20 protein-coding genes are annotated in these 23,924 nt (G+C 60.6%); 8 read left to right on the forward strand and 12 right to left on the reverse strand.

Annotated elements, in window-relative coordinates; all coding sequences use genetic code 11:
• Positions 1–22: 22 nt before the first annotated feature.
• The 7 genes from AC3CB8_RS11945 to AC3CB8_RS11975 all read right to left on the reverse strand — a co-directional run bounded on the left by AC3CB8_RS11945 (position 23) and on the right by AC3CB8_RS11975 (position 11,604).
• A complete protein-coding gene (locus AC3CB8_RS11945) occupies positions 23–298 on the reverse strand; it encodes an acyl carrier protein (protein ID WP_015316399.1) in 276 nt (91 codons plus the stop codon).
• A gap of 52 nt (positions 299–350) precedes the next feature.
• A complete protein-coding gene (locus AC3CB8_RS11950; protein ID WP_023782488.1) occupies positions 351–1,904 on the reverse strand; it encodes a class I adenylate-forming enzyme family protein in 1,554 nt (517 codons plus the stop codon).
• Positions 1,901–3,922 carry an asparagine synthase (glutamine-hydrolyzing) gene (asnB, locus tag AC3CB8_RS11955; protein WP_352562829.1) on the reverse strand — a complete coding sequence of 674 codons (2,022 nt, stop codon included), beginning with the start codon at positions 3,920–3,922 and terminating at the stop codon, positions 1,901–1,903. Before asnB ends, AC3CB8_RS11950 begins: the two co-directional genes overlap by 4 nt.
• 3 nt (positions 3,923–3,925) lie before the next feature.
• Positions 3,926–4,909: an NAD(+) synthase gene (gene nadE, locus AC3CB8_RS11960; RefSeq protein ID WP_023771444.1), complete on the reverse strand. Its 984-nt coding sequence runs from the start codon at positions 4,907–4,909 to the stop codon at positions 3,926–3,928.
• Positions 4,906–7,635: an AMP-binding protein gene (locus tag AC3CB8_RS11965; protein WP_352562830.1), complete on the reverse strand. Its 2,730-nt coding sequence runs from the start codon at positions 7,633–7,635 to the stop codon at positions 4,906–4,908. The genes nadE and AC3CB8_RS11965 overlap by 4 nt, the downstream gene beginning before the upstream one ends.
• 372 nt (positions 7,636–8,007) lie before the next feature.
• A complete protein-coding gene (locus AC3CB8_RS11970; protein ID WP_023771442.1) occupies positions 8,008–8,151 on the reverse strand; it encodes a hypothetical protein in 144 nt (47 codons plus the stop codon).
• 246 nt (positions 8,152–8,397) lie between these two features.
• The gene (locus AC3CB8_RS11975) at positions 8,398–11,604 is read right to left on the reverse strand and encodes a GAF domain-containing protein (protein ID WP_435053095.1); all 3,207 of its coding nucleotides are present in this window, start codon (positions 11,602–11,604) and stop codon (positions 8,398–8,400) included.
• 369 nt (positions 11,605–11,973) lie between these two features.
• Here AC3CB8_RS11975 and AC3CB8_RS11980 point away from each other — a divergent pair, with 369 nt between their 5' ends.
• Both AC3CB8_RS11980 and AC3CB8_RS11985 read left to right on the forward strand, forming a co-directional pair.
• Positions 11,974–12,216: a hypothetical protein gene (locus tag AC3CB8_RS11980; RefSeq protein WP_023771440.1), complete on the forward strand. Its 243-nt coding sequence runs from the start codon at positions 11,974–11,976 to the stop codon at positions 12,214–12,216.
• A gap of 105 nt (positions 12,217–12,321) precedes the next feature.
• A complete protein-coding gene (locus AC3CB8_RS11985) occupies positions 12,322–12,606 on the forward strand; it encodes a DUF6894 family protein (RefSeq protein WP_023771439.1) in 285 nt (94 codons plus the stop codon).
• A 16-nt stretch (positions 12,607–12,622) separates the two neighbouring features.
• On the opposite strand, the gene xth is transcribed toward AC3CB8_RS11985, so the two are convergent.
• Positions 12,623–13,408: an exodeoxyribonuclease III gene (xth, locus tag AC3CB8_RS11990; RefSeq protein WP_031247779.1), complete on the reverse strand. Its 786-nt coding sequence runs from the start codon at positions 13,406–13,408 to the stop codon at positions 12,623–12,625.
• 333 nt (positions 13,409–13,741) lie between these two features.
• Here xth and AC3CB8_RS11995 point away from each other — a divergent pair, with 333 nt between their 5' ends.
• The 4 genes from AC3CB8_RS11995 to AC3CB8_RS12010 all read left to right on the forward strand — a co-directional run bounded on the left by AC3CB8_RS11995 (position 13,742) and on the right by AC3CB8_RS12010 (position 17,228).
• A complete protein-coding gene (locus AC3CB8_RS11995) occupies positions 13,742–14,668 on the forward strand; it encodes an NAD(P)/FAD-dependent oxidoreductase (RefSeq protein WP_023771437.1) in 927 nt (308 codons plus the stop codon).
• A 145-nt stretch (positions 14,669–14,813) separates the two neighbouring features.
• Positions 14,814–15,803: an alpha/beta fold hydrolase gene (locus AC3CB8_RS12000; RefSeq protein WP_245273855.1), complete on the forward strand. Its 990-nt coding sequence runs from the start codon at positions 14,814–14,816 to the stop codon at positions 15,801–15,803.
• Positions 15,804–15,844: 41 nt separating this feature from the next.
• Entirely contained in the window at positions 15,845–16,366 is a 522-nt protein-coding gene (locus AC3CB8_RS12005) for a DUF1003 domain-containing protein (protein ID WP_023782483.1), read from the forward strand.
• 310 nt (positions 16,367–16,676) lie between these two features.
• Complete coding sequence (locus AC3CB8_RS12010) at positions 16,677–17,228, forward strand: response regulator (RefSeq protein ID WP_352562831.1); 552 nt, start codon at positions 16,677–16,679, stop codon at positions 17,226–17,228.
• 260 nt (positions 17,229–17,488) lie between these two features.
• Here AC3CB8_RS12010 and AC3CB8_RS12015 read toward each other — a convergent pair whose 3' ends face one another.
• The 4 genes from AC3CB8_RS12015 to AC3CB8_RS12030 all read right to left on the reverse strand — a co-directional run bounded on the left by AC3CB8_RS12015 (position 17,489) and on the right by AC3CB8_RS12030 (position 19,792).
• Positions 17,489–17,713: a hypothetical protein gene (locus AC3CB8_RS12015; RefSeq protein WP_488377311.1), complete on the reverse strand. Its 225-nt coding sequence runs from the start codon at positions 17,711–17,713 to the stop codon at positions 17,489–17,491.
• Between the two features lie 117 nt (positions 17,714–17,830).
• Entirely contained in the window at positions 17,831–18,424 is a 594-nt protein-coding gene (locus tag AC3CB8_RS12020) for a sigma factor-like helix-turn-helix DNA-binding protein (protein ID WP_023771431.1), read from the reverse strand.
• Positions 18,425–18,801: 377 nt separating this feature from the next.
• Positions 18,802–19,038, reverse strand: a complete 237-nt coding sequence (locus tag AC3CB8_RS12025) for a DUF6894 family protein (RefSeq protein ID WP_023771430.1) — start codon at positions 19,036–19,038, stop codon at positions 18,802–18,804.
• Between the two features lie 19 nt (positions 19,039–19,057).
• On the reverse strand, positions 19,058–19,792 hold the full coding sequence (locus AC3CB8_RS12030; RefSeq protein WP_023771429.1) for a Crp/Fnr family transcriptional regulator: 735 nt from the start codon (positions 19,790–19,792) through the stop codon (positions 19,058–19,060).
• 225 nt (positions 19,793–20,017) lie between these two features.
• Here AC3CB8_RS12030 and AC3CB8_RS12035 point away from each other — a divergent pair, with 225 nt between their 5' ends.
• Positions 20,018–20,281 carry a hypothetical protein gene (locus AC3CB8_RS12035; RefSeq protein ID WP_023771428.1) on the forward strand — a complete coding sequence of 88 codons (264 nt, stop codon included), beginning with the start codon at positions 20,018–20,020 and terminating at the stop codon, positions 20,279–20,281.
• Positions 20,282–20,526: 245 nt separating this feature from the next.
• Positions 20,527–23,862 carry a DEAD/DEAH box helicase gene (locus AC3CB8_RS12040; RefSeq protein ID WP_352562833.1) on the forward strand — a complete coding sequence of 1,112 codons (3,336 nt, stop codon included), beginning with the start codon at positions 20,527–20,529 and terminating at the stop codon, positions 23,860–23,862.
• Positions 23,863–23,924: the final 62 nt, after the last annotated feature.

A 23,924-nucleotide genomic window follows, 5' to 3' on the forward strand; every position in this document is an offset into this window, starting at 1 on the left:
GATCATTTCTTCTTGCGCCAGATCATTTCTTCTTGCGAACGATGAACCGCGCGATTCCTTGAATTGAATCGAGGTTTTCCGGCAGGAGTTCACTGTCTTCCACCGTGATGCCGAAAGTCTCTTCGATGAACCCGATCACCTCGAGCACTCCGGTCGAGTCGACGATCCCCTGATCGAGCAATGATGCGGTGAGGGATAGCGCCTTGACGTCCGCGATGTAGAAATTCGAGGCCAGGAAGCTGCGGATCTGGTTGATATGGATGTCGTCGCTTTCCGCGGCCGATATCATGGAATCCATCTAATCCATCCTCCATTGCAAAGGCGACTTGCGATCGCGCATCTGAAACAATCTACGACAGGGCCGCTTTCTTGAGTTTTCCGGTATCGGTCATCGGCAGGCTGGGCACGATTACGATGGTCTTTGGCACCATGAAATTCTCCAGCCGTTTCCGGCACTCCATCAGGAGCTGCCTTTCGCCGACAATTCTTCCCTGCTCGATGACCACGAATGCCTTGACCGCTTGTCCGAGGAGGTCGTCGGGGACGCCGATGACCGCGGCTTCTTTCACGCCAGGGACGTCCATCAGCACGCTTTCCACCTCTTTGGGAGCGACCTTTTCGCCTCGTGATTTTATGATCTCGTCACCACGGCCGACGAAGTACAAATAGCCTTCCGCATCCATCCGGCAGTAGTCGCCCGTGTAGAGGACCTGCTCGCCCGGCAGCGGCCCCGGCTTCAGCTTCCTTGCAGTTGCCTCGGGCTTGCCCCAATAGCCTTTCATCACCGTTGCGCCGCGAACTACCAGTTGGCCAACGACGCCCGGACCGACCCGCCTGCCACCCTCGTCGACGATCCACACTTCTGTATTGGGAATGGCAATGCCTACGCTCAGGGGCTTTCGCCCGAGATCGTCGGGCGGCAGATAGCTGCAGCGTTTGCATTCGGTGAGACCGTACATGGAATAGATGCGTGCGCCCGAAAACAGCTCCCTGAGCATGGCAATCTGCTTGAGCGGCAGGGCGGCCGCCGTATTGGTGACATACCGAATGCTCGAGAAATCGGTGCTCTTCAGCGATCTGAGCTCCGCAAGCGCCGCGAAGATTGTGGGCACGCCGGGAAAACCTGTGATCTGCTCGTCCTTGATGACCTGAAGGATCTGCGCCGGAAAAGCGAAGGAGCGTTCGAGGACGAGCCGTGCGCCGGTGCGAAAGGCCATGATCATCTGATAGAGCCCGTAGTCGAAGGCGAGGGGCAGGACATTCAGGATCACCTCATCTTCACGCAGCTCCAGATAAGAGGCAATCGATGTGCACGCGGCAGTCATGTTGCCGTGCGTCAACATGACCCCCTTGGGTTCGCCGGTGGATCCGGAGGTGTAGACGATGGCGGCGAGATCGATGTCGATCGATTTACGCGGCGGCGCAACAGAAGGTCTTTCGACGATCGTGTCCCACCGCACGGCGTGCGGCAATCGGTTGAACTCGGCCTCGTCGATCGGCCCAGAAACAATCACCGCCCGCAGCGAGTGACAGTCGCGCGACGGTTGGCAGAATATCGAGTGCAGATGGCTGTCCGTGATCAGCGCCGTTGGCAGGCAATCGTTGAGCAGGTAATGAAGCTTCTCGCTTTTCGTAAGCGGGTTGACGATGCAGACCACGGCGCTCGCCTTGAGCACCGCCCAGAAGCTGACGACGGTTTCGACCGTGTTGTCGGCGAAGATCATGACGCGGTCACCACGCTCGACGCCCGCCGCAGCCAGGAAATGCGCGATCCTGTCGGAGCGCTCATCGATCTCCGCGTAGGTGACGCGTTGCTTGCCGGCCACCAACGCGATCTTGCCGCCAAGCCGGCCGGCGGAATGGATGAGGTAGTCCTGCAGAAGTGGTATGGCGCCGTGGATCATGCCAGGACCCTTTCCCGCCGCTCGTGATCGACGTCGATCCTGAGCTTGGCTTTGTCCGCTCCGCCCGGGCGGCTTGCGATGAACTGCTGATGCAGAATCTGGGTCGACAGCACGCCGACCAGTGCCATGTTGTCGGAGTTGGAGAGATCGCCGTCGCCGGCCCTGGACCGGCACTTGCCGAGCAGGATAGCCACCGATTTCGGATCGAAGACATTTGCCGCGCGCAATGCCGTGTCCGACAGTGCCTCGCGAATGTAATCTGGTGCATCATGGCCAACGAAGCTAAGCGCGTTTGGCGCCCTGTAGGGCTGCTTCGTGCGGGCAACGACCTGCGGTGGTACGATCGGCTGTGCCGCTCGCTTGAGCACGTGCTTTTCATCGAGGACACGCAGCTTGTATGCGTCAGGAAGCGAATTCGCGAGCGCCACGACATCGTCGTCGAGATAGGGGAAGCGCCCCTCGACCGAGTGTGCCATCAGCATCCTGTCGCCCTGCGAGGAGAGCAGGTAGCCCGACATCAGCGTTCGGATTTCGAGATATTGGTCCTGGGCAAGGAAGCTCCATCGCGAAAATTCGGCGGGGAGGGGGGTGAGCAGTTCGGAGACCGCATTGCGGTGCTGCGAGGCGCCGCGCATGTCGGGGCAGAATAGGCGCTTAATGGCGCTCGTGGTGCGCCAGCGCGTGTCGTGTGCAAAGCCGGGCATGTCGCAGGCATGAAGATCGCGTCCGAAGAACTGTCGCGCCATGGCCTGTTGGTGCACCGGTGAGCGCGACAGATAGGGGTAGAGTCGCTCGAGCAGTCGCGCACGCCGGCTCGAAGCAGGTTGGCGCCCCCAGAAGCGGCGAACCTTGCCTTCGCGGAAAAGGTCGTAGCCGGCGAACATCTCGTCGGCGCCTTCCCCTGTCAGCACAACCTTGATGCCGCGCTCGCGGACCAACTTGGACAGGAGGAAGAGCGGTGCCGGGGCCGTCCTCAGGATTGGCCGCTCGGCGTGGTAGACGACCTCGGGAAAAACCGCTGCAATGTCGCGGCGGGAAATCACCACCTCGTGGTGCTCGCTCGCAGTCGCGGCGGCGACCAGGCGCTGGAAATAGGTCTCGTCGTATTCGGCGTCGGCAAAACGCAAGGAGAATGTCTGGAAGCGCTCCCCCGCGAAACGTCTCCCAAGCGCCGCGACAAGTGAGCTGTCGAGCCCACCGGACAAATAGCAGCCCACCGGCACGTCGGCCTGCACCATCCGCAGCGCCGTCGCGGCTTCGAGCGCACCGCGGACCGCCTCGACGGCATCGTCGCACGAGCCGGTGAACCACTCAGGGTCCGAACCGGAAATCCGCGGATAATGCGGCTCCCAGAAGGCCGTCTCCCGCGCCACGCCACCCTCATAGAGCCGGATATGTCCAGGCTGCAGTTCCTTGACGCCTTCGAAGACGCTCTGGGGCGGGATTACCGTCCAGAATGTGAACGTCTGATCGATCCCTGCCGGATCAAAGGCGCGAGGTATCGCTGTTTCCGCGGCGAAAATGGCTTTGACTTCGCTTGCAAAGAAGACGCGGCCGGCGTGCTCGCAATAATACAGCGGGCAGATCCCGTAGCGGTCACGCGACAGCATCAGTCGGCCGGCAGCAGAGTCCCATATCGCGACTGCCCACTGACCATTCATCCGCTCAAAGGCGGCCTGGCCCCAGGCCTGGTAAGCATGGAGCACGACTTCCGTGTCGCTACGCGTACGGAAGCGGTGACCAAGCGCGATCAACTTGTCGCGCAATTCGACGTAGTTGAAGATTTCGCCGTTGAAGACGATCCATGTCAGGCCGCTGACGTCGGCGAGTGGCTGCTGGCCGTGCAGCAGGTCGACGACGGACAGGCGGGCATGCGCCAAACCCGCGCGTCGGTCGCGGTACAGCCCCCGCTCGTCGGGTCCGCGGTGCGCGAGCGCGCCTACCATATGCAACAGCGCTTCCCGCGAAGGAGGTGGGGCAGTGGCGCTCAGCGCGACAATTCCGGCGATCCCGCACATCCGTCAGTCCACCGTCATTGGCACCGAAGGCAAAGGCAGGGCGTGCAGATAGCGTGCCGCTCGACGCTTGGCTTCGATATCCTTGAAGACCTTCTGGACCTCATCTGGTGACAGCCCGGCAACATCCGCGACATCATCGGCGCAGATGCCATGGTTCACGCCGTAGAGGCATAGGTCCGTCTGATGATAGGGCAGGGCGAAATAGAACTCCTCCTGGCTCTGCGCCATGGAGAAGGTGTCGGTCGTCGGCGGCCTGCGCCGGATCTCCCCGTCCACACCGAGATATTCCGCCAGTTGATAGACCTGCGTCTTGTAGAGATGGACGATGGGCATCAGGTCAGCGATTCCGTCGCCTTGCTTGACGAAAAAACCCTGATCATATTCGAGCCGGTTAGGCGTGCCCGCCACCGCATAGCCGAGACGGTCCGCGTGATAGTACTCAGTCATCTTGCGAATGCGCTGCTTGTAATTGGTCGCGGCCACTATCTGCAGATAGGCCGCTCCTGACAGGCGCACGGTATCGATCTTCCCCTCGGGATCCTGAACGGTGAGACGGGTGATATTGAGGCCTTTGCTCTCCAGCACCGAGGTCAGCACCAGCTTGCATTTCCACCCTTCGCCGTAGTCCGGAACAACGGTGCGAATGGCCTCCATCTGCCGGCTGTAGGCACCGATGGCGTCGAGCGCCGGCGCAATGTCCTCGGCGATGGTGTCGATGCCCAGCTGACCGGCGATAACGCGCCCCAGCCTCAGCGAGTCCCCGGACGAGTCACGTTCCGGCATGAAGATCCCGAACACTTTGTCCTTGCCGAAGGCAGCCACGCACAAGGATGCGACCACCGAACTGTCGATGCCGCCTGAGAGCCCGACCACCACTCCGCGCCGGCGAAGCGTGACCAATACCTGCTCGCGCACGGATGCTACGATGCGGTCGACCTCCGCGGCCGCATCCAGTGCCAGAACATCCTTGCCGAACCGCGAAGTCACGCGAAGCTGCCTTTCATGGTCGAAGACTCGGCCGGCGAATAAGTGCGAGCGACCGCCTCCTCGATCAGCGGACGATTGACTCCGATGTGAGGCTCGACGACCAGATCAATGTGGTTGCCAGCAATCGGGATGACCTGCAGGTCCGCGAACACCCGATCCCACCCGATGGCAAGAGGCATTCCCGGTCGCGCGCAACGGAACAGTGTTCCGGTGATCGGGAGCACCGTTCTCGGCTGCTCCAACCAACGGAAGAAGGCCTGCGCACGCAAGACTTCCTGCAATTCCAGCTTGATGCGAAAGCTGGTTGCGTTGAATTGTCCCCGGGAAAAGTGGTCGATGGCGTGGGCAAGACGAGCTTCCTGGCCGACCTTGACCGTGAGCTTCGCCAAAACACGGCAAGCCATTCTATAGGGTGACATGCGGTTGGACCGGACCCGACGCAAGGTGCGGGTGATTGTCTCCCAGGGACGGCTCCGCTCGCCAGCCAGGCTGGTGTCGAGGATGCCGACAAACTTCACGGACCTTCCCTCTTTCAGCAGGCGCACGGCAACTTCGAACGCGACGGCTCCGCCGAGGGAGTGGCCGAGAAGCCTTACATGCCCCGACGGCTGGATGCGGCTGATCTGTTCAAGCGCGGCGTCCACCATGGCGGCAAGATCGTTCTGGCCGCTGAGAATGGTCGCGAGGCTGGGATATCTTATCGGCCGGACCGTCGCGACTTCGCCCATGGCTGAGGCGAAGGCTGCAAGACTAGGCCCATAGCCCACGGAGCCCGGAAACAGAAAGAGAAAAGGCCGATCATGCTCCAGCACATGGCCGGGCGCATTGCCGCCTTGTGCGGACGCGACCGCGTTGACCATCGCCTCGGCGCTCATCCCGACGGTAAATGCCTCAAGATCCAGTTCCTGGCCGATTTCGTTCTCGATCTCCATGACGCAGTGGAGCAGCTTCAGCGAGTCCCCTCCCGCTTCATCCCATCGCCCGACGGCTGCCCGCGTGTTGAGGACCCTGGTCCAGGCATTCTGTACTGCTTGATGGGCTTTGAGATCGCTGCCTGAAATCGGTGGATCGGCAACTTGGGTAGGCTTCTTGGCCAGAAGATCCATTTTCCCGAGTTTCGCCACATCTATTTTTCCGCCCGCCAGGCGCGGAATATCCTCTACCCTGTGGAGCCGAAGCGGGCGCAGTGGCGGCGGTAGCGTCTTTGCAAGCAGCTGGCGAAGGTCGTCGGCGAAGGCCGGACCGGCGGAATTCCTGGGGATCGCGAAAGCGACCAGTTCGTTGGCCTCGGTCACGATCGTCACCGCATCCTCGACCGACGAGGCGGAGCGCAGGATCCTTTCGACTTCGGCCGGCTCGATGCGCCGACCGTTGATCTTTATCTGCCGCCCCTTGCGGCCGACGATCCTCAGCAGGCCCCGATTGTCCAATTGGACGAGATCGCCGGTAGCGAATATCCGTTGACGTGGATCATCGGGATCCGCCTCGGCAGGAATGACGGTGCCGTTTTCCCAGTGGCCGAGCAAGACGTAGGGGCTCTTGATGACGAGTTCCCCGCTTCCACCCCGCGGTACGCTGTCACCGTCCTCGTTGACGATCGCAAACGCTATTCCTGGCAAGAGCCGGCCGACCGGCACGGACGTTTGGTGCTTTGGTTGAACGCGAGGCAGAAACCATTGTGACCCGGTCGTCTCGGTTGACGAGTAGCCGATCTGTACGAGGCAATGAGCAGGAATCGCCTTTCGCAAAAGGGCAATGTCGGTCCAAAGCACTTTCTCGCCGCCGACGCGGACCACCCTGAGCGATCCGAACGCATCGGCGGGAGCATTGGCCATGAGGGCGCGAAGCAGCGCGGGCACGAGGTAAGTAAGCGTCGCGCCAACCTGCTGCATTCGCTCGCGAACCGCACGCAGACCGATCGCTTCCACGTCGACCATATGCAAAGTGGCGCCGCACAGGACCGAAGTCAGGATTTCTCGACATCCGGCTATGGTGGCGGGCCCTGTCAAGGGGAGGAAGACATCGTCGGAATTGATGTGACACGCATCGGCATATTGATGCACCCGCCAGAGCAGGCTGCGCTGGCTGTTGACTATGCCCTTCGGAGATCCGGTGCTGCCAGACGTGTAAAGAACCATCGCCGGTGCATCGACGGATACGGCAGGCAATTGCGTTGACGACAGCCGCTCCGTCGACGCGGGGCTGACAGTCACATCGATCCACCGGATGTCCTCGGGTAAACCCGCATGCCGGTTTCCAACGCCAAGAATGGCGCGGAGCCGCGCGACGCCCACGATCTCGTTGACACGGGCGATTGGGTCCCGGGCGTTGAGCGGGACCGAAATCCTTCCCGCCGCCATGCTCGCCAGGACAGCAACGATGTACCAGACGGAGTTTGGTTGATAAATTCCGATCGGCTGCCCTTCGGGAACGACGGCAGCGATCCGGCGGGACAGGACTTCGACGGCAGTTGCAAGCTCGAAGTACGACAGTTGGTTCACGCCGTCATGCACGGCGGCTTTTTCGGAATATTGGGCCGCGACTTTCTTCAGCTGATCGGCAATCCCGACATCCGCAAATGTCGGACCCAACTTTTGATGAAGGCGCAGCGCCGGGCCACCTTGATCCAGGGCGGAGGCCGGGACGTCTATCCATCTGCGGGAGGGCCGAGAATCCTGATGATGGTCCTGATCCGCTGCTGGTGCATTCAAATACGCCGGGAGCATGGCTTGCCTGAGTTTGCGGTTGATACCCGGTTATGAGCTTGCGAGAGGGGGAATTCATCGATCATTCTGATGATGAACAGGGCACGGAAAGAGATTAGGCGTCGGCTTCCCTTGCCACGGGCGCGTATTGCGAAGCGAATGAACAGAGAGCATGGTTGGAACCAATCCGCTGTTGAACTGTTGTTTCCCCAGCGTGGAGATGTCCCCTCAACTCCTAGCCGATAGCCCGCTGCACTCCCCGAGGCAGCGGGCTTTCTTGTTTTCACTTGGAAATCGCGGCCTCTCGCGAACAAGCCTGTCAGGCGAGACCAGCCGTGCTGTAAATAGGCTTTTCAGGATTTAGCGTCTTCCCGGGAGACTTGGAGGCTCCCGTCAGGCGCTGTCCTTGTATGACTTCGCCGCCTCATCGATCTTGCGCCAATCGTTGCCGTGGCGACGTACCAGCTCTCTTGCCTGAGCGGGCGACAGGTCGTGCGTTTCGACGACATGCCGGACCTCCGCGTCCTCGCCTTTCAAGGGACGTGTACGACGCCTCTTGGTCGGTTGATCCCCCATCTCTCCATCTCGCCTTGACACGATCGATTCCTCCGGTGTCGCGAACAAGCTGCGAGTGGGGAAAAGGTTTCACTGATGGGTGCATGAAGCCCCGATAGCGTCCGCGGTACGGCAGTTGTCTTGGCGAATGCGCCAATTCCGCCAAGCGCGGCGTTCCGTAAAGCAATTGAAGCGGAGAGGGATAGGTGTGCCTCGGGCCGTGAGCGTTCACTTGCGATCCAGCACTTTACGGATCTTTTCCGCCAATTCGTCAATCGTGTAGGGCTTGGTCAAAAGCTCCGTTCCAAAATCAAGCGTGCCGTTGTGAACAATCGCGTTTCGCGTGTAGCCGGTGGTGTAGAGCACTTTTAGCAACGGGTGCATGCTCTTGACATGATCGACCAGTTCCCGCCCTGACATCTCCGGCATGACCACGTCAGTGAACAGAAGCGACGGCACTTGCCCGCTTGCGACGGCCGCCAGCGCGTCTCGCGGCCCTTGCATTTCCAACACGGAATAGCCCAGTTCCCGCAGCGCCTCCGCAGCCATCAGCCGGACGCGATCTTCATCCTCGACAACCATGATGATCTCGTCCTCACTGCCGGGGTGCTCGCCCGCCACGGACTCGGCCTGGCTGTCGACCACGTCCCCGTGCGAGCGCGGCAGGTAGATTTTCAAAGTGGTTCCGATACCTTGCTCGGAATAGATCTTGACGCTGCCGCCGGACTGGCGAACAAATCCATAAACCTGGCTGAGCCCCAGCCCGGTGCCTTTGCCAACCCCCTTTGTGGTGAAGAACGGATCGAAGGCTCTGGCCAATACGTCGGCAGTCATTCCGGTTCCGGTGTCCGTGACAGCTATCATCACATACTGGCCGGAGGGTATTGCGTTTTCTCTCGCATACCGGTCGTCGACATGGGCATTGGATGTCTCGATGGTCAGCCTTCCGCCAGCGGGCATGGCATCCCGCGCGTTGACGCAAAGGTTGAGCAAGGCGCTTTCCAGCTGCCCTGCGTCGACTTCCACATGCCATAGTCCCGCGGCGAGCACGGTCTCGATTTGGATGGGCTCCCCAAGCGTCCGGCTCAGCAATTCACTCATATCCGAGACGAGGCGATTGGGATTCAGGCGCTTGGGCGCCAGGGGTTGCTGGCGGGAGAAGGCAAGCAGCCGCTTGGTAAGTTCCGCAGCACGTTGGGCTCCATCTATCGCGCCGGTCACGAACTGGTGGACGTTGGTATCGCCGTTTCTGAGCTTGCGCTGCACAAGGTTCAGGCCGCCGATGATGACAGCCAGCATATTGTTGAAGTCGTGCGCGATGCCACCGGTCAGCTGTCCGACAGCTTCCATCTTCTGGGCCTGCCGCAGGTGCTCTTCTGCTCTGGTGCGTTCGGCGACTTCGTCCATGACACGTTGTTCAAGGGTGCCATTGAGCGTCTGCAGCGCCTTGAATAGTCGAGAATTGTCGATTGCCGTCGCGGCATGCCCCGCAAGCCCCAGCAAGGCCTTCTCTTGCTGTTCGGCGAAGACGCCGATCTCTGCATGACCAAAGAAGAGGCCGCCCAGGACCTCGCCCGAACGCGAGACAACCGGTACCGCAAGATAGGAACGTACTGGCAGATGGCCCTCCGGCATTCCCTTGCGGGGCCAGTTCTTGCCGTAGCGCGGGTCGGCGAGGATGTCGTCGGAGCGAATCACGCTTGTCCCGCGGAAAGTGGGGTCGAACACCGCCGTGTTGCGAGGCATTGGAAAATTTTCGAACGCGGAGCGAGGTGCGCCCGACAGGGCGTAGAGCATGTAGCTGTCGCCCTTGTCGTCGATTACATTGTAGAAGAAAGCTCCGAATTGTGCGCCCGACAGCGCTACGCCGGCGTCAGTTACCGTCTGAACAATCCGCTCCACGTCGAGCTCGGCCGCTACCGCGGCAGCGGTGACGTTCATCATCTGAAGCTGATGCTCCACCCGCTTTCGCGCGGTGATATCCATGACGGTACCGATGAAGCGGACCGCGCGCCCTGACTGGAAAAGCGACTCGCCCGCTGCCGCAATCCAGCGTTCCTTGCCGTCGTGCAAGCCGACCGTCCGATATTCGATGTCGTAGCGGGAAGTCGTGCCCGGCGCGAGCGCCTGGCGTACGGCCTCGTCGGCGCGGGCCCGGTCTTCTGGATGAATACCCGCCAGGAACGCGCTTTCATATGTTACCTCCGCATCTGGCGGGAGGCCGAAAAGGGCTTTGCACCGGTCATCCCACCGCAGAGCCTTGGTGACGGGATCGTAGTCCCAGGTCCCGATAGCGGCTGCGTCCGTGGCAAGCCGGAGGCGCTCCTCACTGGCCCGGGCCGCCTGTTCCGAGCGAACGCGCTCGATGTGAGCCCAGGACCGCTCCGTCACCTCCGTCAGCAAGGACAGTTCGCGCTGTGACCAGACGCGGGGCTGCTTGTCGTGAATGGCCATCAGGGCGGTCAGACGGCCCTGTTTTACCAAGGGCATGCAGATGGTTGCCGTTATGCCGATGTTCTGAAAGGTCTTTGCCTCCTCGGGCGCAATTTCCTCGAGGTTGTTGTTGATGATGAGCGGCCGATTGGCGCTGAGATTGGTGACCGCCAGGCGGCCAAAATCGGCAAGACTGTAATACCCTCTGATGCTGGGCGAGCCGGGTGCGCTCCAATCGCCACGGATGGTGAAATGGTCCTGGTCCTGCTCCATGTCGGCGTAGGCGCAAATCGAGACGCCAAGATGTTCGCCCAACAGACGAGTGGTGATCGCCATGACGGCGTCGGCGTCGGCCGCGAGCGCAATCTCCCTTCCAAGACGGTCGAGAAAAGCCAGGCGTTCGGCGTTCTCACGCAGCGCTCGCTCAGCGCGAAGCCGCTCTATGGCGGTACGCGTCCGATCCGCCACTTCCGAAATAAGCGCCACCTCCTCCTTGGCCCAGCGTCTGGGCGCGGAGTGGTTCAGGTACAGCAGCGCCACCAAACCGCCATGCTCGGTAACCGGCATGTTGATGACGGATTGGGCGCTGATGGCTTTGAGAGCCTCTGCATGATCCCTTGTTCGCGGGTCTGTCTCGGCATTTTCGAAGACAACGGTGTCGCCCCGCTTCAAGTCCTCGATATACGAGCCGTAGTTCCTGAAATTCAGGGTCCCAGCCAGGCTTTTGATGCCTGGCGCGTTCCAGTCCCTCTCGATCGTGATGGTTTCTTTCTCAAGATCGATCGTGCCGTATCCGGCTCGGCTGACATCGAAATGTCTCCCTACCAGTTCCGCGGCTGCGTGGGCCAATTCGGCAGGATCAGTAATCTCGCGAATCCGGTCGCCCAGCGCCGCCAACAGCTCGAAGCGTTGCAGTTCAGATTGACGATCGCCTGCAGTGACCCCCATATCGCCCCCGTTTTGCCCGGACTGGATAATGCGATTGACGGCCAAGAGTTCCATTGCGGGCAGGACGCTTCTTTGACGGGCAGGTCGGCGGTTCGCGCGAACACCTTGGGTGATACACGACGAGACGCGGCTTGAACGGCGAGAAACATCCACGATGTTCCTTGGTCGTGTTTAGCTTTAGAAACCTCTACAGTGCCGCGGTTCGACGGTCGTGCGGGTTCCGTTGGGCGCTCCGGCGGACCATGGACGCGTAGCGCTAGCCGCGTCGCTATACGCAATTGGATCTTTGTGCGCGAACTTGCCTCGGTCCATCATAGGTTAGCGACACGTCGTGCGCTGTGCCGCATAAGCGAGAGGTCAGCGGGCACGTAACGCTCCGCTGCTTGGGAGACCATCGCACTCTCGCTCGTTTGGAGACGCTTGATGCTTGACCGACCCATTCGCACGGATACCCTCTACCCGAATGACCTGGACACGCTTCGCGCGGTCTTCGACGCGATGTGCCAGGAGTTTGCCATTTTGCCGGACACCGCGGCGGCTCACTCCATCGCGAGAGAGCTGATCAGGCTTTTCCAGACCGGGATCACGGAATCGGCCATGCTGATGATTGCCGTGCGCGCGCGTTGGCAGGACGACTGGCAAAAGGAAGCCAGCAACGCTGCCTGACCGGTGCAGGCGCGCACAACCGGTGCATCCTTTTCGAAACGGTGGCGTTGACCGTCACCCTGCCAGCAATGGCCGATCCGTTATCACCACCGACAGGAGGGATCGATGCCGAAATTTCGTTTCGAGTTTATCGAGGGCATGTCCCAGCCTGCAATCTTCGCCGACATGGCTGATCGGGATGAGGCTATCAAAGAGGCGAAGCGCGCAGCCAAGGAGGCCATGCTTGACGGAATTATCGATGGCGCGGACCCGACCAGTTGGGTGACGAAAGTCTACGACGAGGCGGGTTATCTCGTCGTCACACTTGGATTCCAGGATCTGGTCGCCGCCCCCGAGGATTCGCAGCGATTAAAAGAGGCGGACGAACCTGGCGTCATGCGGTCCGGCTGAAGCCCGATTTCTCAGTTCACCGGGGCCAGTCGAGTTCGATCCAGGCCGGCGCGTGATCGCTTGGCTTGTCCCATCCTCGTACGGACTCATCCACGCCCGCGCCGCCCAGCCTGTCCGTGAGCGAGGGGCTCACGAGAAGATGGTCCATGCGGAGGCCGGAGCTGCGGTCGTAACCGCCCCGGTAGGAAAAATTCCAGTAGGTATAGACGCCTCTCTCGGGACGGATCAGCCTGACGGCGTCGGTCCAGCCATCGGCAAGCAGGTCGGCGTAAGCCTGTCGGCTCTCCGGGAAATAGACGGCGTCGCCCAGCCATCGTGCCGGAACCGCGGCGTCGATCGGCGCCGGCACCACGTTGTAGTCGCCGCAAAGCAGGCTGGCGGGCGCGTCCTTGATCAGGAGCCGTCCGTAGTCGATCAGCCGCTCGAACCAGCGGAGCTTATAGTCGAACTTCGGACCAGGCGCCGGGTTGCCGTTGGGCAGGTATAGGCAACCAACAACGAGACCGTCGATCTCCGCCTCGATGTAACGGCTATGCGTGTCATCGGCGTCACCGGGCAACCCGCGCCGACGCTCGTGCGGCTGCTTGCCTCGAGCGAGAATGGCTACGCCGTTGTACGACTTCTGTCCGTGCCATATCGCCCCGTAGCCGGCGTTGCTGATGGCATCGGCAGGAAACTTTTCGTCCGATGTCTTCAATTCCTGGAGACAAACGATGTCGTAGTGCGTCTCACCTAGCCATTTGAGCAGAACCGGCAATCGACCGTTGACGCCGTTTACGTTAAAGGTAGCGACCCGGATCATCTGAAGCCTTGAGGCATCTATTCATAAAATGGCGCTCCCCGTTTGAGCGAGTTCGGCAGTGCCTTTTGTCGGCTGCCTCAGCTCTTCACTCATATCATTTATCGCCTGCCAGCCGCCCGACGTCGTTCGAGGATGAGTCTTCGGTTGTGTTTCGCAGGTGCTCACCTTGTCCGTTAGGATTAACCGCGAAGCGGCAAGAAGGTTTCGACCCCGAGTAGGAAGCGGTGTGACAACGAGATCGAAGCTCTCTGGTTGCGGCTGATGCCGGCGGGCTAATGCGGTCCCTCGGCGTGTCGTGCTGGAACATCGAACGAACCAGATAGTTCGCCGCTGATGGAGCAAACCTTCGATGAAAGCCATGCCGGCCACCCGCTCGCCGACGCCGAAGATGTGCTGATCGTCGGTGGCGGGCCAGCGGGGCTGACAGCGGCCCAGTATCTCGCCCGCTTTCGCCATCGCGTGCTGGTGGTCGATGCCGGCCATCCCCGTGCCGCTCTGATCCCGAAAAGCCATAACTGTCCGGGCTTTCCCGAAGGGATAAGTGGCCCTGACCTTCTCGATCGGCTTCGACGTCACGCGAGCTTGTACGGAGCAACCTTGATACGGGGGCAGGTGTTTTCGCTGGCCGCTGGCGAGGGAGGCTTTGATGCTGAGACCTCGATCGGCGCAATCCGCGCGCGTAAGGTCTTCCTGTCGACCGGGATTGTCGACACGACACCCGAATTGCCTCGCTTGGCGGAGGCGATTGCGGCAGGTGTCGTTCGGCTTTGTCCGGTGTGCGACGGGTATGAGGTGATCGACCGGAAGATAGCGGTCGTGGGGCAGGGTGACAGAGCCTTGCACGAGGCCATTTTCCTCAGTCGATTCACACCGCATGTAACGATGCTGGGCACCCACGCATCGGACTTTCCAACCAGCACGCGTCGCGCGGCCGGCGAAAGAGGGATAGCCATCCGTCACACTCTCGACAGGCTCAGCCCGGCTGCTGACGGTTGTGCGGCGATTTTGCAAGATGGAGCGACCTGCCGCTTCGATGCAGTCTACGCGGCCCTGGGATGCAAGGTGAGCTCGCAACTCGCCCTGGCCGTCGGCGCGAGATGTTGCGCGGAGGGCTACATCACGGTCGATGAGCACCAGCAGACTTCCGTCGACGGCATGTACGCCATCGGTGACGTTGTGAAAGCGCTAAATCAGATAGCGGTCGCGTTTGGACAAGCTGCCATCGCCGCATCCCATGCCCATAGAGAGCTTACCGCCTAGGCTGTTTGAGCCGGCTACAAAGCAACGTCGTTGTCCAGCGGAACAAGCCGCCACTCCGAAGGTTTGGCACGGAGGGCACCGGGCAGGACAGTTGCTGGCAGGCATTGGCATGGCGTTCGACAGGGATGGACCGAAGCTATCGACCGTGCTGTTCGTCGCCGCATTGTCGGCACTTGCCGGGTACAATCACGCCCGCGCCAAACGTGCGCTTGCTGGCCGGGCGCACGGCCATGTCATGGAGGTTGACGGTCTTCGCCTGCATTTTATCGAAGCCGGCACCGGCATGCCGCTCATTCTGCTGCATGGAAACGGATCCATGGCGCAGGATTTCAAGTCGAGCGGCATCTTCGATCAGGCGGCAAAAACCTACCGGGTACTCGCATTTGATCGGCCGGGCTTCGGGCGAAGCACGCGGTCGCGCGGCCGGCGGTGGTCTGCCCGCGACCAAGCCGATCTCATACATGCCGCCGCCGGCAGGCTGGGTATCGAGAACTACATCGTGCTTGGACATTCGTGGGGCGCTTGGGTAGCCCTCGAATTGGCGCGCAGGCATTCTCCTTGGGTTGCCGGCGTCGTGCTGGTCTCCGGCTATTACTATCCGCCGCCGCGGCTTGATCTTGCGCTGGCCGCCCTCCCGGCTCTGCCAGTCGTCGGCACCGCTTTTCGCCACACCTTGCTGCCGTTGCTTGTGAGGCTTGCCTGGCCTTGGACGATGCAGAAGATCTTCCACCCAGCGGATGTCGCTGTCGACTTCGCCGTTCTCGCAAAAGATGTCGCCAGCCGCCCTTCCCAACTGCGGGCGGTGTGTTTGGAATCCGCATCGATGCTGACGGCGGCCCTGCTGACGAAGGCCAGCTACACGGACATTGCCGTCCCGACCGGGATCCTGGCAGGTTCTGGAGACCGGCTGTTCGACGCCGAGGGGGAGGCACGACGCCTGCATGCGGAGGTCGGTGGGTCCCTCCTCGATGTCGTTGAGGGCGCTGGCCATATGGTTCATCAGAGCGCCCCTGAGGCGGTGATCGCCATGGTGGACGCGATTGCAGGACGGCACTCCTCGTCTAAAGAGACCAGCGGCTATGAGCCGGCTAGTTCAGGCGGTGCAGCCTCGCCGGACGTCCCAGGCGGGCGATGAGCAACGCTCGTAACATTGGCCGCCAAACCGGGCTTTCAAGTATGAACGATCAGCATCCCGCCGACATGCAGTCGGTCCTTCAGCAGAACATACAGGCTCTCGTCGACCACAGGCGACAACAGGAGGAGCACCAAGGCGTTCAGGTGCGAATTGCCGGCGCCGTTTCGCGCTTCGCGGGAAGCATGCCCTTTGTCTATTTGCATCTCGCAATTCTGGTCGCCTGGATCCTTGCGAACCTTGGCCTGATACCGGCCGTCCCGGCTTGGGACCCAACTTTTGTGATCCTGGCCATGGTGGCCTCTGTCGAGGCGATCTTCCTGTCCACTTTCGTACTGATCAACCAAAACAGAATGGCCGAACACAGCGAGCGCAGAGCGGAGCTGGATCTGCAGATCAGCCTTCTCAACGAACACGAAACCACGCGGCTCATCGAAATGGTGGCTGCTTTGACGGCACGCCTCAATGTCTCGACACCGGCCGATGAGGAGTTGCCGCAACTGGCCGAGAATGTCGATCCCCGGCAGGTGATGACGGAAATCCAGCAAGCGTCTGGAGATCAGTAGAAACCTTGAGCAAAAACGAAAATGACCGCATTGGAGGCGGGCTGCCGCAGAGGCTAATCCAATAAGAGCCTACATCCGGAGGAACATTCGCTGCACTTCAAGGTTCGGTCGCGGGCCTACAATCCTCCCCTGTCTTGGCCTTCGAGGCTGTCGAAGCAGCTTCAGCCCGTCTCGGCTTTCCGAGGCGGGCTTCTCATGACTCCGCCGCGAGGTCGCGGCGGGACTCAGCCGACAACAGGCCGATGCGTGTCATATGGAACCAAGTTGACGCCGAGATCGTAGTGGCGGTGGCGACTTGGGGATATCCCGGATGAGCGATGGCGTTGTTCTGATCGTCGAAGACGAGACGATGATACTGCTCGACCTCGAGTCAGCTTTGGAGGAGGCTGGCTTCCAGGTCGTCGGCGTTCGAAATGCTGCCGAGGCGCTGGCCGCCTTCGACCGCGATCCCACCAGGTTCAAGGCCGTGCTCACCGACATCCGTTTGGGGCCGGGACAATCCGGGTGGGAGATCGCCCGGCATTTGCGTAGGTCCAACTCGACCATCCCAGTTGTCTATATGAGCGGCGACAGCGCGGTACACTGGGGAGCGGAAGGAGTGCCCAACAGCATCATCATCACCAAGCCCTTCTTTCTGCCGCAAATCATAACCGCCGTTTCGCAGCTTTTAAACGCACAGCAACCCCAGAAACTCACATCTAGCGCTGATGAGCTTTTTCTCCCTCCACGAAAACCCATGGAACATTCAGTCCCGACCGGCGTTAGGGCGTGCCGGGGAATCCTTATTGTAGGTTTCTTGCAGCGCATGGGCGGGATAAAATGCATAGGGATGCCTATACCCCATCGGAACTTGCCATATTGAGCCGTGTCCTTGCACGCAGCAATCTCAAGAACGAGACTGAAGCCGAGAGAGAACGGCGCGCCTCGCGCATTCTTGCTTACTACCAGGCCGGGATCACGGACGAGAACGAGCTTGAACAGTTATCCCGGCAGCCGCTGGGAAGATGACGACTGATCTTCCGTGTTGGGAGGTTTCTGAGAAGCTGCGGTTTCATGGCCTTTCGGGGAATAAACTTCGCCGCTATCGGATACCTGTGGGATTTGTCCCAAGCAAGCATGCACTTATTCGTCGAGCTTTCGGTCGAGGTCGTCGAGCAACGACCGATGCTGGCGTGGCACGTCCGTGTCAGTCGGTAGGTCCAGCAACTGGCGAAGCTGGCGACGGCTGGCGTCCGATGCAATCCACTGACGAATGAGACGGGCTATGGCCTTCTGTTGCGCCTTGCCGATTTCTTCCATGTTGGGAACCCGAGCTTGTCCGAGGTCGAACTCGGCGGATCCCCTCATGGTTCCCTGTCATGCATAACAAACCTGCGGTTGAGCTTGGGCTACTTTAGGGCAAGCGATGCGTGGCTGCCTGACAGGCATCGCGAATTTTTGCTTTGAACACTGCCGCGCTCACCATCAATTCGATTTTTCAGGCGTGGCTTCCGTCGGGACACCCGACAGGACAGCCATTCTTGTCCTTGCATTCTGTATCCGACCCTTGATGGTGGCTGTGTCGCAATCGCAGATGTCGGCGGCGTCTTCGTAGGATAGTCCGAGCATGCAAACCAGAACGATGGCCTGCCGCTCCGGATCCGCCAGGAGGTCAATGGCACGCGCTATCCTTGGGCCGGTTTCCATCTGTTCCTGTGTGTCGGTGGCAAAAGGCTCCGACAAGCAACTCGCCGGTCCTCGAGGCTGGGGGGCTGCGCCTTCAAGCCTGGCCAAGGAAGCCCTGCGCATGGTGGCGAAGATCCAGGGCTTTACCCGGCTTCCGTCAAGACCATCGAGATCTGCAATGCCTTTGACCAGTGTTTCTCGGACAAGATTGTCAGCTTCGTCGATGCTGCCGCAAAGCGAACGTGCGAATGCCCGCAATGCGGGAACAAGGTCGACTAGGTTCGTCTGTTCGCCAGAACTTGGTAAGGACGAGCCTCCTGGGTAGGTAATGGGCTGTGTCTGCTCCGCAAGCGCCGGATCGGACGCGGTGAGCTTGCGACGGTGTTCAGCCATCACACCGATCCTCCAGGGACATGGGACCTCTTTCGTGTCGGTCTGATCTGGTGGGGTGAAGGGTCCAAGAAGCGACAATTGTCATGTTTTGCTCCAGGCTGACACTCGGACCCGTCGTCTGCAGGGTCCTGCGTGCGAGCAAGGATGCATTGTCCCCGGCACGCACAGACCCAATTAATCCGGTCGCCGACTAGGCGCACTTACATAGATTAAAGCGCCCGCCACTTGCACCGATTGATCTACTCCATGACCGAGCACCGAGTGATCCTATGGCCCGGGGCTTTCGAGATACGTCTTCTGGCTCAATGCCGTCCGATGGGCATGTTGAAGCTGGTTGGGTGGGGCTGATCCAGTACTGGCGCGAAAATCGGCCGGATTCATCTCATCAATTTGATCTGAAGCGAGAGGCTCAGCCGCAGAACTTTGTCCCCATTTTCATCACGCACCTCGACAAACAATTTCTGCCCGTCAACGCCTTTCAGTGCGTCTCTCGTGAGGTCAATGAGGCCTTCGAATCCGACTCGGCGCACCTCTTCTAGGCCAGCGCATTCGACACCTATCTCATCCTGCAAGACCAAATCGCGATCGCCGGTGTCAAAGAAAAATCGTGCCATGGGAGAGCTTCCGTCACCACTAATCTGCCGGGTTCTTTTGATGCAGGTAAGTCGTGTCGAAATCCCCTGCGTGAGTGAGGCCGGGCCAGTCGATTGCATGCATTCTCGACCCCGTGGTGGCGATTAGGCCTTCACGTCGTAGTTCCTGAAGCATTCGGTTGACGTGGACCGTCGACAAACCCAATGCATCGCCAAGTGCGGCTTGGGTTATGGGAATATCAGCAATGTGATCCTGAATGCGTCCCACCGCCCGCAAGCGAAATATGAGTTCGCACAAAATGTGAGCCATGCGGGTGTAAGCCTCACGTCTTCCAACGTTGGTGACCCACTCCCTGTACATCGCGGCGTCGATCAGCGTCGACCGCCAGAAAGCGGTGGCGATGCGAGGGTGCTGGTCACAAATGCTGCGTAGAACGTCGTGTCGCATGAAGCCCACTCGGGCCGGCGTCAGGGTCGAGAAATTACAGTCCATGACCGACAGATGCAGCCCGTGCAGATCGGGGATGTCTCCGCCCACGAAGAAAGACGTGATCTGTCGCTTTCCTTCGCTTGTGTATTTGGTGGAGCCGATCAAACCATCCAGGACGACAAACGAGTAAACAGGATGGTCACCCTCACGCACCAGGTCGTGGTTGGCCGAAAAATCTTTCTCCTGAATGGGTATGCTTTTCAAAACCGCGATTTCAGCTTCTCGAATGTCCGAGATGGTCTGAAGCTTGCGGATAAGTATATCCGAGGATGAAGAGGGGGACAAAATGGCTACCTAGCTGATTTTGCCCACCGAACTTTTATCCCAGCTAAAAGTTCCGGATGGCGGTGAAATCCGAGTAAGCAGGCCTGGTTTGCCAAAGACGCGATCAAAACCGCGGTCTATGGAGCAAACGCACCCACGGCTTTGTACGTTTTCATACCTAACGCCGCTCCGCCGGAACGTAGGGCAGGCATTCGCGGTTACCTCGGACTCTTCGGGGAGTTCGCTATGGATGAGCCTAAGGCAGCTTTCATTGATCGCCTGATCAAGGAGACCAGCATCAGCGAAAAAGACGCCCGCGAACTGGTAGCGCTCCTAGGGCTCAATTGGCCGTCCTTGGTCCGGGAAGCGAAGCTCCTGAAGCCACACACCCACGGTACTTCTTATGTGAGCCCGGACGGCAGCGGCGTCTCTGACTTCCATACAGGTTCCAGCCAGGTCTCCGAGCAAGGCGGCCATTCTAGCCCGCTGGTCGGCAAGGCTGACACGTAGCGCCCGCGCTATTACGAGTTCGTTCAAGCCATAGGGGAGATCTGGAGCATGGCCGGGTAAACGGCCATCGTCCGCGGCGGCACCGCTGCCAACAGAAGCGGCTCATCGAGAGCCGCATCGTTGGTGCGTTGCTCCATAGGAACGCAAGACCGCACGCGCTGCCACTGCCCGCAACACTTTAATCCGCGCCTCAGGAACGGGGTGGTCCCACTGACGTTCTCCGACGGTGGCAAGGTGAGACCTCAGTGAACAGACCCATTTCGCGGACGGAAATCATCGAAGAAGTCGATCACTCGTCGAATGACGGGGACCTCGCGAGAGAAGTCTTGCCTTCCGCCGCAATCGCGGCGGCGCTGGCCGACTCGCTGGAGAGCGGTCCAAACAAGCATATTGTCCATATAGCCGCCTCGGAACGCGGTGCCGAAGAGACCGCTGCGGCTTTGCGTCGGTTTCTGCCGAACGTGGACGTCATCTTGCTGCCGTCCTGGGATTGCCTGCCTTACGACAGGGTATGGCCGACACGCGCCAATATGGGGCGGAGGCTTAGCGCTCTGCGTGAGATCGCAAGCGAGCCCAAACGTCCGCGCATCGTGGTTGTGTCGATCGAGACCACTCTCCAGCGGGTGCCTCCTGCGCCAGTCATTGCTGGCGGTTTCACAACTCTGGAACTCGGACAAAGGTTCGACCCGGATGGTTTCCGAACGAGAGCCGAGTCGATTGGATACGGTGTCGACGAAAGAGTCGACGAACCGGGCGAGATAGCTTTTCGGGGCGACCTCATGGACATATTCCCCGCTGGCGCCGATCATCCGGTTCGCGTCGTCATCGGTCCAGATAGCTGCATCCGGGAACTCAAGATCTATGACCCCATCAGCCAGCTTAGCGAACAGTCGCGAGAGTCGGTCACGGTTGGGCCGGCATCCGAGCTGATTTTCGCAACTGGGGATCATCCCGAGTTGGCAGCCATGCGCGCGACGTCGATGGAAGAACGCCTCGTCGCGTTGTACGGCAGCATGCCGTCGGTCTTCGATGTGGCATCCAGCGCCTGTGTCTCCATCGCGGAAGGTCTCGAAGGCGCGCCGCTCGACCGCTTCCTGGACCTGATCGAAGATGCTCGTGGTGCGAGGCAGGAGGTTGCCGCGGCCGCCAAACCCTTGCCGGAACAGTTTTACCTATCGCGTCAAGAATGGGACTTCGCAGTCCGTAATCGCCACGGAACGAGTCTCGCCGTTTCTGCCGCGCGAGTTCCCAAATTCTTCCAGCGCGCGCGATCCGGGCATCAGTTCGCCGAATTTGTGGAAAGGCAGACAAGGTCGGGTGTCACCGTGGCATTCGCGGGCGAGGCCTCCGCACTGCAGCGAGCCGATCGTCTGCTCGATCGGAAGCTTGGTCGGCGAATGAGGGAGGTGGCTGACTGGCCGCGGATCCGTTCGGCCCCAAGGGGCTCTCTTCTCAGGGTCGAGATCGTTCTCGACGAAGGCTTTGTCGACGAGCAATCAGGCATCGCGGTGGTGGCCGCGGCCGACCTGTTTGGCCACGCCTTGAAAGCAAATGGCGGTGCGGCCACCAGCATACTCGAACCCGAGTTGCGCATTGGCGACGTCGTCGTCCATGAGGACCATGGCCTGGCCATGCTGGTGGCGGTCGAACAGGTCGAGTTGGCCGGTCAGCAGCAGGATGTCGTCAGGCTGGAATATCGGGACGGAGCTTCCTTGCTGGTTCCGGTCGATGAGTTTGGGCGGATATGGCGCTACGGCTCGGAACCCGGTGCGGTGCCGCTCGATCGCTTGAACAGCGATGGGTGGCTCAACCGACGCAAGGCTGCGCTGCGCGATATCGACAGGCTGGCCAAACGCTTGAGGGACCTTGCCAATGCAAGGTCCAGCCAGCCTGCCGCCATCATAAAACCCTCTCGCGCCGACCTTGCCCGGTTCGCGGCGCGGTTTCCCTATACGGAGACGCCCGACCAGGCTGCCGCCATCCGCGACGTGCTTGACGACCTGTCGTCGGGGAGAACAATGAATCGCCTTGTCTGCGGCGACGTCGGCTTCGGCAAGACAGAGGTGGCCCTGCGGGCCTGCGCCGCCGCGGCCCTCCGCGGGAAGCAGGTGGCGGTGATAGCGCCGACGACGGTGTTGGCACGCCAACACTATGAGACGTTCAGCCGAAGATTCGCGGGAACCGGCCTCGAGGTCGCCCACCTCTCGAGAATGGTCGGAGCGGCGGAGGCGAGAGCGGTGAAGGAGCGGCTGCGGAGCGGTCAGGTCGCGGTGATTGTGGGTACCCAGGCCCTGGCGGCCAAGAGCGTCAGCTTCGCCAATCTCGGACTGCTGGTGATCGACGAGGAGCACCGGTTCGGTGTCAAGCTGAAGCAGGCGTTGCGAAACATGGCGCCCCGCCTTCATACGCTGACCATGAGCGCCACGCCGATACCGCGGACGCTGCAATCGGCAATGTCGGGCATCCAGGAGGTCAGCGTACTCAACTCTCCGCCGGCCAAAAGACGTCCCGTTCGTACCATTCTGGCGCCCTTCGATCCAGCTTCGGCAAGAGCCGCCCTTTTGCGCGAATTTCGCCGGGGCGGACAGAGCTTCCTGGTGGTTCCGCGCGTTGAAGACATCGATCCGGTTCGCCTGCAGCTAAACAGAATGGTGCCGGAACTCGCGGTCAAGACTGCTCATGGCGAAATGAAAGGGAGACAACTGGACGAGATCATGGTCGGGTTCGCTGACGGTGACGGCGACGTCCTGTTGAGCACTGACATCATCGAGAGCGGCCTCGACGTGCCGCGGGCCAACACCATACTGATCTGGCGAGCGGACAGGTTCGGTCTGGCACAGCTGCACCAGCTTCGCGGCCGGGTGGGAAGGGGAGCGGTGCAGGCTATTGCCCTTCTTCTGACCGAACCTGGCGTCGAACTGGCCGAAGGCACAAGAGCCCGACTGTCGACCATGATTGCGCTCGATCGGCTTGGCTCCGGCCTTGCGATCAGCCAAAGGGACCTCGACCTGCGCGGGGCAGGAGACCTTTTCGGCGAAGATCAAGCCGGGCACATGAAGCTGATCGGAGCAGGCCTTTACCAACATTTTCTGCAGCGGGCGGTTTCGCTGGCTGCGGGAGGAGCCGATACCGACAAGCAGCTTGCCGACATTAACGGCGCCGGAAACGGGGCCTTTCCCGATAGTTACGTCAACGAGCCGACGGTGCGCGTCAGCCTCTATGCGAGGCTGTCTCGTATGGCTGCCGAGACGGACCTCGATGCATTCGGCGAAGAGCTTGAGGACCGCTTTGGAGACATGCCCAGCGAAGTGGCGGATTTACTGGAACTGACCAGGTTGCGCATAGCCGCGGCGGACCTGGGCATCAGCAAAGTCGATGTGGGACCAGAAGGGATCGCGATCACCTTCCGCAAGAAACCGGTGGCATCAAAATGGCGCTTTAAAAACGCACAGGGCTTCGAGTTCCGCAACGGTCGGCTTATTTTCAGGCCCTCGATCCAGTCTCGCGGCTCAGGTATCGATGCCGTCCGCTCGGTGCTCGCTGCCTTGCGTGCGGGCCGGTCGGCCCGGCGCCGCCCATGATGGGTTCGCTCGGATCACCGGTTCCAGATCGTGGGGAAAGTTCGGCGCTTCGATGGGCAGTT

It is taken from the genome of Mesorhizobium sp. P160927 (assembly GCF_057766385.1).